14 protein-coding genes and 1 pseudogene are annotated in these 11967 nt (G+C 61.4%); 5 read left to right on the top strand and 10 right to left on the bottom strand.

The features are described 5' to 3' along the window. The 4 genes from ADADOO_RS09705 to ADADOO_RS09690 all read left to right on the top strand — a co-directional run. On the top strand, positions 1-1713 hold a 1713-nt coding region (locus ADADOO_RS09705), incomplete at its 5' end, for a response regulator (protein ID WP_511277088.1). After that, a complete protein-coding gene (locus tag ADADOO_RS09700; protein ID WP_511277086.1) occupies positions 1682-2764 on the top strand; it encodes a response regulator in 1083 nt (360 codons plus the stop codon). The genes ADADOO_RS09705 and ADADOO_RS09700, both read left to right, overlap by 32 nt. A 21-nt stretch (positions 2765-2785) precedes the next feature. Then, complete coding sequence (locus ADADOO_RS09695; RefSeq protein ID WP_511277084.1) at positions 2786-4027, top strand: hypothetical protein; 1242 nt, start codon at positions 2786-2788, stop codon at positions 4025-4027. A gap of 8 nt (positions 4028-4035) precedes the next feature. Next, positions 4036-4443 (top strand): hypothetical protein, encoded by a 408-nt coding sequence (locus ADADOO_RS09690; RefSeq protein WP_511277083.1) that lies wholly within the window; start codon positions 4036-4038, stop codon positions 4441-4443. 319 nt (positions 4444-4762) lie between these two features. Here the strand turns inward: ADADOO_RS09690 and ADADOO_RS09685 are convergent, their stop codons facing one another. From ADADOO_RS09685 to ADADOO_RS09640, 10 genes and pseudogenes are all read right to left on the bottom strand, one after another. Beyond that, positions 4763-5080, bottom strand: a complete 318-nt coding sequence (locus ADADOO_RS09685; protein WP_511277081.1) for a hypothetical protein — start codon at positions 5078-5080, stop codon at positions 4763-4765. Positions 5081-5097: 17 nt separating this feature from the next. Beyond that, positions 5098-5655: a M23 family metallopeptidase gene (locus tag ADADOO_RS09680; protein WP_511277080.1), complete on the bottom strand. Its 558-nt coding sequence runs from the start codon at positions 5653-5655 to the stop codon at positions 5098-5100. Between the two features lie 30 nt (positions 5656-5685). After that, positions 5686-5886 (bottom strand): annotated as a pseudogene (locus tag ADADOO_RS09675) (M23 family peptidase); the annotation flags it as partial. A 26-nt stretch (positions 5887-5912) separates the two neighbouring features. After that, positions 5913-6770 (bottom strand): KPN_02809 family neutral zinc metallopeptidase, encoded by an 858-nt coding sequence (gene ypfJ / locus ADADOO_RS09670; protein ID WP_511277078.1) that lies wholly within the window; start codon positions 6768-6770, stop codon positions 5913-5915. Between the two features lie 12 nt (positions 6771-6782). After that, entirely contained in the window at positions 6783-7595 is an 813-nt protein-coding gene (gene pyrF / locus ADADOO_RS09665) for an orotidine-5'-phosphate decarboxylase (protein ID WP_511277077.1), read from the bottom strand. Beyond that, positions 7592-8773: an Eco57I restriction-modification methylase domain-containing protein gene (locus tag ADADOO_RS09660; RefSeq protein ID WP_511277075.1), complete on the bottom strand. Its 1182-nt coding sequence runs from the start codon at positions 8771-8773 to the stop codon at positions 7592-7594. Before ADADOO_RS09660 ends, pyrF begins: the two co-directional genes overlap by 4 nt. Continuing rightward, complete coding sequence (gene hepT / locus ADADOO_RS09655; protein WP_511277074.1) at positions 8773-9201, bottom strand: type VII toxin-antitoxin system HepT family RNase toxin; 429 nt, start codon at positions 9199-9201, stop codon at positions 8773-8775. The genes ADADOO_RS09660 and hepT overlap by 1 nt, the downstream gene beginning before the upstream one ends. Next, entirely contained in the window at positions 9191-9586 is a 396-nt protein-coding gene (gene mntA / locus ADADOO_RS09650) for a type VII toxin-antitoxin system MntA family adenylyltransferase antitoxin (RefSeq protein WP_511277072.1), read from the bottom strand. The genes hepT and mntA overlap by 11 nt, the downstream gene beginning before the upstream one ends. Next, positions 9583-9783 (bottom strand): hypothetical protein, encoded by a 201-nt coding sequence (locus ADADOO_RS09645; protein WP_511277070.1) that lies wholly within the window; start codon positions 9781-9783, stop codon positions 9583-9585. The genes mntA and ADADOO_RS09645 overlap by 4 nt, the downstream gene beginning before the upstream one ends. A 4-nt stretch (positions 9784-9787) precedes the next feature. Then, complete coding sequence (locus ADADOO_RS09640; protein WP_511277068.1) at positions 9788-11587, bottom strand: glutamine--tRNA ligase/YqeY domain fusion protein; 1800 nt, start codon at positions 11585-11587, stop codon at positions 9788-9790. A gap of 68 nt (positions 11588-11655) precedes the next feature. Between ADADOO_RS09640 and crcB the strand changes: the two genes are divergently transcribed. After that, positions 11656-11967 (top strand): fluoride efflux transporter CrcB (crcB, locus tag ADADOO_RS09635; RefSeq protein WP_511277066.1); only part of this gene is annotated, 312 nt, incomplete at its 3' end.

Raw genomic sequence — 11967 nt, 5'->3', positions numbered from 1 at the left:
GAAGAGCAGATCGGTCGCCTTTTCCAGGAGTTTTCCCAGGCCGATGGTTCGACGACCAGGCGCTATGGCGGATCGGGTCTGGGCCTGGCTATTTCAAAGCGGCTGCTGGCAGCGATGGGCAGCGAAATTCAGGTCGAAAGTCAGGTTGACCGTGGCTCCGTGTTTCATTTCGCCATGCAGTTACCGCTGGAACCTTCGGTTGAGGCCGACCGTGACGCAGAGCCGTCGCTCGAATGTCAGCGGGCGCTGGTTGTTGACGACTATGCGCCGGCCCGGGAGAGCATGGCCACCATGTTGCTGGCGATGGGGTGCAAAAAGGTCGATCAGTCGGCCGGTGGGCTGGATGCCCTGGCTCGGCTGACGAGGGCCGGAAATGACGGAGAGGCTTACGATTTGCTGTTGCTCGACTGGCTGATGCCTGACATGTCTGGGGGGGAGTTGATTGAGGCGCTTCACGCGCGGGGTGTCGAGCTGCCAGTCAGGACGCTGGTGGTTTCGGTGGCCGATGCTTCCCTGTTGCGCCAGGAGATTGACCACACGGGGGGCGCTGATGTGGTCCAAAAACCCCTGTTGCCCAACTCCCTGCGCCGTATTTGTGGCGCAGGCGTGGCGACCGAGCCGGCCAGAGTCGAGCATCTCATCCCTCACCCCGGATGTTTGCAGGGCATGTCGATACTTCTGGTCGAGGATAACGAGCTGAATCAGCAGGTGGCCGGGGAAATTCTCCGAAGCTGGGGGGCGAGCGTCGATATCGCCGCCAATGGGCGAATCGCGCTTGATTTGTTGTCAGCCGAGGGGCCTGAGCACTACGCGGTGGTTTTGATGGATCTCGAAATGCCTGTCATGGATGGCCGGGAGGCAACGCGCCGCCTGCGCGAGGAGGCGCGTTTCCAGGATCTGCCGATTATCGCGATGACCGCCCATGTCGCCGGGCAAGGCATGAAGGACGGACTGGCAAAAGGGGTCAATGGCTACATTGCCAAGCCCTTCGAGCCGGAAGAACTCCTGGCCATGGTGCAGCCCTATTGGCGAGGACTGATCGGGCATGTTCTGCCGCCCGCTGAATCTGGCGATGCCGATCGAGCCTTTGTCGTCGCTCTGGCTGCTATCCCGCAAATCGAATCGGCCGTGCTCCTCCGCCGCTTTGAGGGCCGGTTGCCGTTTTTGGCCCGAACCCTGCATCGTTTTGCTGAAGATTGCCAGGGTTGGTCCGACCGGCTCGACGCGATGCTGGCGGGCGGCGAACTTGAGGCCGCGCAGCGTCAGATCCATTCGTTGAAGGGGTTGGCCGGCACCTTCGCCATGGGCCGTTTGCAGTCGGCCCTGTATGATCTTGAAAATGTCATCAAGGCGGGCGTTGTCGAGCCTTTCGGGGAAATTGCCGAAGTCGATGCACAGTTGCAGCCCTTGCTGGCCGGGATTGAGCGAGTGCCAGCCAATTCGCCGGATTCGGCTGCCGCTGCCGACGCGCGACCGATCGAAGCGGTGCTTGCCTTGTTGCGCGAACAACTGAGTGAAGGCGATGGCGAGGCTGAAGAGGTCTGGCGCATGAACAAGGGGCGTTTGGTCGGGCTATATTCAGCGCGGCAGGTGGCCGCTATTGACCACGCAATCGGACAATGGGATTTCGATGAGGCACTGCTCATTCTCGGCAGCGCCAATCAGGGGGGGGCGGGCAGTGATGAGGAACGGTGCAACCATACTGGTCATTGACGATACGCCAGCCAATCTCAGCCTGCTCAACCAGTTGCTGCGTACCCACTACCGGGTCAAGCTGGCCAATGGCGGGGCGAAGGGGCTGGAGCTGGCAGTGAATGCGCGACCGGATTTGATCCTTCTCGACATCATGATGCCGAATATGGACGGTTACGAAGTCTGCAAACGCCTCAAGGCTGACCCGCTGACGGCCGGGGTGCCGGTTATTTTTCTGACGGCCAAGGCGGGGGCAGACGACGAGGAGTACGGCCTGGCCATGGGGGCGGTCGACTTCATCCGCAAGCCGATTGCTCCATCCGTCGTCCTGGCCCGAGTGCGAACCCATCTGCAAATACGGACCTGGCAAACCTTCCTTGAAGACAAGAGTGCCTGGCTGCAAAGCGAAGTGGAGCGCCGGGTCAATGAAGTCCTTCGCCTGCAGGAGGCCTCCATCCGCGTTATGGTTTCGCTGGCCGAATTCCGTGATGAATGTACCGGTAACCATATTCGCCGCACCCAGGATTACGTTCGCTTATTGGCCGAGTACCTGAGCAAGCAGGAGCGCGATCGTGAATTTTTGACCGCCGAGCACATCGACCAGATTGCCAAGGCAGCGCCGCTGCACGATATTGGCAAGATCGCCATTCCTGACCATATTCTTCTCAAACCGGGTCGGCATACGCCTGAAGAGTTCGAGATCATGAAGACCCATTCGGTCAAGGGCGAGGGCATGTTGCTGCGCTCGCAGCGTGAACTTGGCGAAGAGAACCTGCTGCTGCTGTACGCTGCCCAGATCGCCCGCAGCCATCATGAGCGCTGGGACGGCTGTGGCTACCCTGACCAGTTGGCCGGCGATGCGATCCCTTTGCCGGCCAGGCTGATGGCTGTCGCCGATGTGTACGATGCGCTGCGTTCCCGCCGACCCTACAAGCGTGCTTTTGACCATGCCGAAGCGGTTGATGTCCTGCGCGAAGGGCGCGCCAAGCATTTTGATCCTTTGCTGATTGATGCCTTCATAGTCTTGGAGGCCGAATTCGCCGAGATTGCCATCAAACTGGCCGATGAATAAATTAGCCATGAAAAACAAGAATTGCTGATGATGTTGCCAAAAATTTCCAATATCGGGCTGCTCCCCCTTCTTGCTTTGCTGACCCAGCCGGTGCAGGCGATCGATTTGACATGGTCAGGCTTCGGAACGCTTGGTTTTGCCGTGTCCGATCAGTCTTACAACTACCAGCGCTTTATCGACAATCGCGGCACCTTTAAACGTGACACCATTCTCGGTGGACAGCTTGATGCCCGCTTGTCGCCGCAATGGAGCGCAACTGTTCAGGCCAAGCTCGCTCCCTCGGACCACAACGATGCCGACTGGCAGGCTTCGCTGGCCTGGGCTTTCCTGTCGTGGCGACCGAGCGACGACTGGCTGATTCGCGCCGGCAAGATACGCCTGCCCTTGATGCTCAACACCGAAAACAACGACGTTGGCGCCACCTTTGATTTCGCGCGTTTGCCGCAGGAGGTGTACTCGATTTCGCCGTTGACCGACCTCGTTGGGCTGGGGGTCAGCAAAACCTGGTTTGGCGAGAGGATGGACTGGATTGCCGAAGCCTATGCCGGCAAGGTCGAGACCAGTTGGCGATACTATGGGCGGGAAATGACGCCCGATCAGCGATCGCCCGGTAGCTGGTTCTTTACCTACAATATCAAGAGCGCTGGCTTGGTCCTGACGGCGCGGAGTCTGGATAATACTTTCCGGATCGGCGCGCATCGTGTGGAGGCGTCGAGAGACGGAACGAAGATCGGGGTGCCAATCGTAAATGTCGGCGGCATCTATCGGTTTGGAGACGGCGGCGACGAAAAGGTCATCATTCCGCTGTTTACCGTCGGGGCAAGCCTTCTTTTGCCAGCAAATATAAGAATGAGCGGCGAGTATGCCCGGATCAAGGTCGATAGTTCGAGCGAGGGCCTCAATCGCTGGGGCGCCTACCTTTCCCTGTCGAAGCGTATTGGTGCCTGGACGCCCTACGTCTATTACGCCAAAGCCAAGTCGACGGATTCGGCGCTCGCCAAATATCAGGTGATTAACGGCAATCCTGTGCCGCCTCCCTACGTGGCGTCCCAGAAATTCTTTGCTGACATCATCATTCCCTACGATCAATCAACGGTGGCTTTGGGTACTACTTTTCGCCTGACGCCGAGCACCCTGCTCAAGGCTGAATGGTCGCAGGCGAATACCGGGGTGGCCTCCAGTCTGGTTGATGCGCCGTCAGGTGGAGACAGTTCGCAGCAGACCATCAATGTCTTTTCCCTTTCCTATCATTTCACGTTCTAAGCGGATTGATGCGCCGGCTCCTTATTCTTCTGATCATCTGCCTGTCGGGTCTGGGACAGGCCGAGGAGGCGCTCGTCTTCATCGGATACGGAGGGTTTCCCAAGGCCGAACAGTCGATTCTGCAGCGCCTTTATAGCGGCCGCGTGGTTTCAATCGGAGAGCAGGCTGCTACCCCCGTCAATTACCCGGCCGGACACCCGTTGCGCGAAAGATTTTTGGCGACGATCATGGGCCAGAGCGAGGAGCAGTACACCGGCTATTGGCTGGTGCGCCGCTATGTCGGCAAAGGTGCTCCACCCTTGGTGCTGCCCGATGTTGATGCTGTTGTCGCATATGTTCTGGCGACGCCCGGTGCGGTCGGCTACGTTCCGTTGGCGAAAGTTCCGGCCGGTGCGAATGTGATTTTCAGGCGATAGCGCGCTAGCTTTTTTCTGTCGGAGTGATAAGCTGAATTCGTGTTGTGGTTTGTAGCAAGCCCGGCATGAAGTGGTTGTACCCGCTACGCTGCTGGAGATTCTATGGCTGTATTCAATAGATGTTTTCTTGAGATTACCGTGTAGTACTCCGTAACGGCGAATAGCCGAATGCCCCAGCCGAAAGAGCCGGGGTCGCAGTAAACGAAGCCCATGCCTGAAACGCATGGGCTTCTCGTTTTCAGGTCTTGAAAATGCCGATGCAACGTTTCGGCATGACCCGTTGTTGCTGATTCGGTGAAATGACGCTGGCCGCCGCCATTCAAGGTTGAACGTCGGCGCTGCAGTCGCAGCCTTGGCCGGCCGCGATCCAGCGGGCGAGCACTTGCCGGGCAAGGGGGGCGGCACTGGCGGGAAGGGCGCGGAGATAAGTTCGCGGGCTTACCAGCAGGCCGCAGAGGTAGCGTTGTTCAGCGTCAGACCATTGCAGCGCCGGGCACGGCCCTGCCTTTTGCAGGAAGCGCAGCCGGGCAGCCGGGCAGGTCTCCTGCGCGCAGCACACGCCGCAGCCATTGCACGCCTGGCCCTCAGGGGGTTTTGCCGGGGCAGCAACGTGGAGGTGAATGGTCTGCGCTTGCATGTGGGAATTCAGCGCGGCTAGGGGCCGGGCAGGAATAATTCAGGGTCAACCGGCGTGTTGTTGAGAATGACCGCCCAGTGCAGGTGTGGGCCAGTGACGCGGCCGGTGGCGCCGACAGCGCCGAGAGTGTCGCCTCGCTTGACCGCCTGGCCGGCGCGGACGTCGGTGCGCGAAAGGTGCATGTAGGCGGTGATCAGGCCCTGACCGTGGTCGATGAAGATGGTGTTGCCGTTGAAAAAGTAGTTGCCGACATTGGCGACGATGCCATCGTCCGGCGCCGTGACCGGGGCACCGGTGCCAACGGCGATGTCGAGGCCGGCGTGCGGGTTGCGCGGCAGGCCGTTGAAAATGCGGCGCAGGCCGAATCGTGATGAGCGTGGGCCGTTCGCGGGCAGGGCGAAATCGGTGGCGGGGGGCGCCTCGGAAAAGCGGCGTTTGATGGCCTCGGTGATTTTCTGCTCGCGCTCGATGCGTGCCAGATCGTCCGGATTGGGGTCGACCTTGCGTTTGTCCTTGATGGTCAGGCGCTGTTCCGGGTAGTTCTTGATGTGTACGCTGATGGGCCGGGTTGCCACGGTCAACCCGAAAAAAATGCTGATTTCGAAATCGCCGGGCAGGGTGTCGAGCGGGATGCCGATCAGGGCGAACCAGCGCCCATTGTCGCGGACGACGGCAAGCGGTCGTTCGCCCCAGTGGGCGGTCGGAACGACGCTCCCGGCCGGGCCGAGGTCGACGACGGCGATGCCGCCGGGGACCGGTGAATGCCGGGGTAGCGCGGTCGCCGCGAAGCTGGCAGCGACGAGCAGGAGGCTGACGAAAACGCGGGTTAGTTTCAGAGTTGGGCGGCCTTGAAGGTGTTGCAGCGGTTCATGTCGCCGCTTTCGAAGCCGGCCTTGAACCAGCGGACACGTTGCGCCGAGCTGCCGTGCGTGAAGCTTTCCGGCACGATGCGGCCTTGCGCCTGCTGTTGCAGGCGGTCGTCGCCGATGGCCGAGGCGGCGGTCAGCGCAGCTTCGAGGTCGCCCGGTTCGAGCACGGCTTTCATGGTATCAGTGCGCTTGCCCCAGACGCCGGCCAGGCAGTCGGCTTGCAGTTCCATGCGCACGGACAGGGCGTTGCCCTCGGCTTTGCCTGCGTGCTGGCGGGCCTGCTGGACCTTGTCGGCGATGCCGAGCAGGTTCTGCACGTGATGGCCGACTTCGTGGGCGACGACATAGGCCTGGGCGAATTCGCCGGGCGCTTGGAAGCGGTCTTTCAGCTCGCGGTAGAAGGCGAGATCGATGTAGACCTTGTGGTCGCCCGGACAGTAGAACGGGCCCATGGCCGTCTGGCCGGTGCCGCAGGCGGTCGGTGTGGCGCCGGTGAACAGGACGAGGCGTGGAGCCTCGTATTGCTTGCCGTTCTGGCGGAAAGCATCCGTCCACACGTCTTCGGTCGAGGCCAGCACCTTGGAGACGAAGCGCGCGGTTTCGTCATTGGCCGGTGGTTTGTGGGCGACCGGTGCTTCCTGGCGGGCGAGGGGCGTCTGCTCGATGAAGCCGAGCACGGTCATCGGATTGATGCCGGTGAAGTAGCTGACGACCAACGCCAGCACGACGCCGCCAATGCCGACGCCGCCGCGGCCGATGCCACCACCGCCGCCCCGGCGGTCCTCAATATTGTCGCTCTCGCGGTAGTCGTCCATGCGCATGATGGCGTGTCCTTAGCGGTAGAGGTTGATGGTGTCGCGGGTTTCGATTGCCTCCCGGCGGGCGGCAGCGGCGAACTGTTCGTCCTTGCCGGCATAAAGAATGGCCCGCGACGAATTGATCATCAAGCCAGTTCCATTTTGCGTGCGACCCGCCTTGACGGTTGCTGCGATGTCGCCGCCCTGGGCGCCGATGCCGGGGACGAGCAGCGGCACGTCGCCGACGATGGCGCGGACGCGGGCAATCTCGGCCGGAAAGGTGGCGCCGACGACGAGGCTGATCTGGCCGCTGGTGTTCCATTCGTGGGAGGCCAGGCGGGCGACGCGTTCGTACAGTTTTTCGCCACCGACATCGAGGAATTGCAGGTCGGAACCGCCCGGGTTGGAGGTCCGGCAGAGCAGGATGACGCCCTTGTCCGGGTAGGCCAGGTAGGGATCGACCGAATCGCGGCCCATGTAGGGGTTGACCGTGACGGCATCGGCCTGAAAGCGGCCGAAAGCTTCGACGGCGTACTGTTCGGCGGTGGAGCCGATGTCGCCGCGCTTGGCGTCAAGGATGACCGGGAGGCCGGGGTGCTTTTCGTGGATGTGGGCGATCAGCGCTTCAAGCTGGTCTTCGGCCCGGCGGGCAGCGAAGTAGGCGATCTGCGGCTTGAACGAGCAGACGAGGTCGGCCGTGGCGTCGACGATGGCGGCGCAGAATTCGAAAATGGCGTCATCGCGGCCTTTGAGGTGGGCCGGGAACTTGGCTGGATCGGGGTCGAGGCCGACGCAGAGGAGCGAGTTGTTCTTTTGCCAGGCGGCAGCCAGTTTTTGGATGAAGGTCATGCGACGTCCTTGGGCTTTTCAGACGGTAAATAACGGGAGAATCTTTCCGGCAGCAGGCAATTTTGCAGGCTGCGCTGGGTGAACAGGAAGCGGCCATCGCAGACGAAGCCGAGTTGCTGCCAGTCGACTTCGCGGTTGAGCATCACCGTACATTCGATCAGGTCGCGGCGGGCGATGCGCGTGTTCTTCGGGAACAGGGCGAGGATGGCGCCGTCGAAAGCGTTGCAGTCGTGCAGGAAGAAGGGCTCCTGGCGGCGGGTTCGGCTGTTGACGTAAATGCGCGGATGGATGCTGATCGGGAAATGCCGGCCCCATTGCCACCAGTTCGACTCGTCGAAGGGTCTGACGCGTCGGGCCAGCAAAGCGGCCTTGTGTTTGTCGAGGTGCGGGTGCTTGATGCCGTAAAGCATACGGCGCGTTTCACCGGTTTCTATGGTCTTCGAGCAGACGAATTCCATGTTGCCCTTGGGGTGGGTGAAAATCTGATCGGCCCCGGATACCGCGCCGACTTTGACGGTGAACAGGTCGGAAAAGCGGATGGCGTGATCGTCGCGCAGGAACATCAGTTGGCCGTCCACCTCTGTGAAGCGTCGCCCATCGGCCATGTGGCGGTCTGTGCGGCCCTTTTCGAAGCGAAAGATGGCGCAATTCGGGGTGTGCTCGCCGAAGACGCGAACATCGCCGGTTTCGTAAAAGTGCGTGATGCTGCCCTGCTCGAACAGCCAGCGATTGAGCTTGCGGGCGGCGGTCAGCTTGATGAATTCGCGCGGTACGATGAAAACCAGCTCGCCGCCTGGCTTGAGATGGCGGATGCACTTTTCGATGAAGAACAGAAAGAGGTTGCTGCGCGCGTCGAACAATTCCGATTTCAGGCGTTTTTTCGTGTTGACCGTAACATCCTGAAAACGCACGTAGGGCGGGTTGCCGACGATGCTGTCGAACTGTTCGCTGAGCGGGTAAGCAAAAAAATCGCTGACCAGGGCGCCGTCGGGAGCGACCCGCGGGTCGACCTCGATGCCGACACAATCGGCCTGCCGGGCCTGCAATTCATTGAAGAAGGCGCCGTCGCCGGCCGATGGTTCCAGCGTTCGCCCCCGGTTGATGCACAGGTCGAGCATGAACGCCACCACATTGGGCGGCGTGAAAACCTGGCCGAGTTGTTCGACGTCGCGGGGCATCACTGGCGTGGCTGGCTCGCATCCTTGCGTAACAAGGTTTGCGTGTAGTCGAGAAACTCATCGAGGTGGCTTTCGATGATGCGGATGGTAATCGGCAATTGCAGGCTTTCGTAATCGTGAACGGCTATGTTTCGAAAGCCGACCATGCGTTTCAGGTTGTCGGCCAGCCCTGGGGTAATCCAGCCGCCGTGGGCGAGCAGGGTGAAAACGTCGCGGGTACTCTGCGGGACGCCAAGACGTTCGCGGCGAATCAGGTGCTGTCCCATGTCGAGAGCGGCTTCGCAGGCGCGCTGGATGTTCAGGATGGCCGCGTCCTGGCGGGTGTAATTGGCCGAGAAGCCGGCCGGATCGGCTGCGTACTCCTCGCGGGCGCGGCCGAAGCAGCGCTCGATGGTTGCTGCCTTGTTGATCAGTACGTCATCGACCATAAATCCGTCCTTCGCGTTGTACGTCGTCGAGCAAACCGGCGCGGGCGCCATCCAGTTCGGTCTTGTCGCTGAGCACGCCGGCCTCGTATAAATCGGCGCGGCTATCGGCGGCCCACCAGCGCTGGCCAGTCGTCAGAATGCGGTATTGCATGACCGTCGAGGCGGCCCGGAAGTCGAGTAGATCAACCGGGCAACCGACGAGATCGGCAATCTCTCCCGACAGTTCCCATAATTGGAGGGGGGGAACATAGCCGCCGACCAGGACCGCCAGATCGAGGTCGCTGGCGGGGTCTGCCGTGCCTTCGACCTGGCTGCCGAAAGCGTAGATGGCTTGTAAACCGACCAGGCGAAAGCGGAGTCGTTGCTGGATGGCGAGTTTGTTCACTTCGATTCGTCACCATGCTTGGGTTTTGCCGCCGGCTCCCGGCTCTTCTTTTCCCAGTAACGTTCGTTCTTGCTCTCGTCGGCGAAGCGGTAGCGGCCGTAGAGCTCGCAGCCCTTCATGCCGGGATCGCACGGCAGGTTGTTGATCTTGAGACAACGATCATTGACCTCGTGCGGGCAGCCCCATCCGCCGGCCATGGCCTTAGCTCGCCTTGCCCCAGGAATCCTTGAGCGTGACGGCCCGGTTGAAGACCGGGACGCCCGGCTTCGAGTCGACGCGGTCGGCGACGAAATAGCCGTGGCGTTCGAACTGGAAGCGTTCTTCCGGCTGGGCATCCTTCAGGCAGGCTTCGAGCTGGGCGGTGATGGTCCGGGCAGAATCGGCGTTCAGGTCATCGAGGAAGTCGCGCTCGAGGTCCGGTGCATCGCCTTCGCGCCGGGCGCCCGGCGCCGGCTCTTTGAACAGGCGCTCGTAGAGGCGGATTTCGGCGGCGTAGGACTGGGCAGCCGAGACCCAGTGCAGGTTGCCCTTGACCTTGACGCTGTCGGCGCCCGGCGTGCCGGACTTGGTTTCGGGCAAATAATTGCAGTGCACCGCAGTGATTTTCCCGTTTTCATCCTTGTCGCAGCCCGTGCATTCGACCACGTAGCCGTAGCGCAGGCGCGCCATGTTGCCCGGGAAGAGGCGGCGGAAGCCCTTGCTCGGGACTTCCATGAAGTCTTCGCCTTCGATCCACAATTCGCGGCTGAAAGGTATGGCGCGGTGACCGAGTTCCGGGTGCAGCGGGTGATTCGGGGCGTGGCATTCCTCGACCTGGCCTGCCGGGTAGTTGTCGATAATCAGCTTGACCGGGTCGAGCACGGCGATGCGGCGCGGGTCGGATTCGTTCATGACCTCGCGCATGGCGTCTTCGAAGAGCACGTAGTCGATCAGCGAGTCGTTCTTGGTAACGCCAACGCGCTCCATGAACAGGCGGAAGCCGTCGGCCGAATAGCCGCGGCGACGGGCGCCAACGAGGGTCGGCATGCGCGGATCGTCCCAGCCGCTGACGTGTTTTTCCTCGACGAGTTGAATGAGCTTGCGTTTGCTCAAAACCACGTAGGTCAGGTTGAGGCGCGAGAACTCGATTTGCTGCGGCAGCGGGCGCTGGAGCAGGCCGGCTTCGGCCAGACGTTCGAGCAGCCAGTCGTAGAACGGGCGCTGGTCTTCGAATTCGAGCGTGCAGATCGAGTGGGTGATGTTTTCCAGCGCATCCTCGATCGGGTGGGCGAAGGTGTACATCGGATAGACGCAGTACTTGTCGCCGGTGTTGTGGTGCGTGGCGTGGCGGATGCGGTAGATGGCCGGGTCGCGCAGGTTGATGTTGGGCGCCGCCATGTCGATCTTGGCGCGCAGGATGTGTTGACCGTCGGCGAATTCGCCGGCCTGCATGCGCTTGAACAGATCCATGTTGTCGGCCACCGAGCGGTCGCGGAACGGCGAGTTCTTGCCCGGCTGGGTCAGTGTGCCGCGATTGGCGCGCATGTCGTCGGCCGACTGGCTATCGACGTAGGCGTGGCCAGCCGTGATCAGCGCCTCGGCGCATTGCAGCATCCAGTCGAAATAATTGGAGGCGTAGTAAAGATTGGTTTCGCCATCCTTCTCCCAGGAGCAGCCGAGCCATTTGACGGCGTCGATGATCGAATCGACGTATTCCTGGTCTTCCTTCTCCGGGTTGGTGTCGTCGAAACGCAGGTGGCAACGGCCGCCGTATTGCTCGGCGAGACCGAAATTGAGCAGGATGGATTTGGCGTGGCCGAAATGCAGGTAGCCGTTCGGTTCGGGCGGGAAACGGGTGCGCAGTTTGGCGGCATCAAGCGGTGCCGCAGCGTGCTCGGCGGCGGTGCCGGGATGGCCGGCCCAGTGGCGCTGGGCATGCTTGCCAGCAGCGAGGTCGGCTTCGACAATGTTCTTGATGAAATTGGCGGCGGGGGCTGTTTCAGGTTTGTTGGGGCTGCTCACGGTAAAACCTCTGATTTCGATTGCGCCATTTTAACGGTTGGGGCCCTTAAACCGCTAAAATTCACCCCATGTCTGCGTTACATAACCTCTCCGCACTCAACTTTCTGGCAGTCGGCTGCGGTGCTGCCTTGGGCGCCTGGTCGCGCTGGTTTCTCGGCCTGGCGCTCAATCCGCTATTCCTAGCCTTGCCGCTGGGGACGCTGGCGGCCAATGTGCTCGGCGGCTACCTGATCGGCGTGGCCGTCGGTATTTTTCACATCAATACCCATTTCCCGCTGGCCTGGAAGCTGTTCGCGATTACCGGCTTCCTCGGTGGCCTGACTACCTTTTCGACCTTCTCGGCCGAAGTCGTCGAACGCCTGCTGGCCGGCCAGCCCGCC

Origin of the sequence: Azonexus sp., assembly GCF_036170495.1 — a bacterium.
GTDB lineage: Bacteria > Pseudomonadota > Gammaproteobacteria > Burkholderiales > Rhodocyclaceae > Azonexus.
Note: the sequence above shows the minus strand (reverse complement) of the source record. Positions and strands in the feature narration are given on the sequence as shown.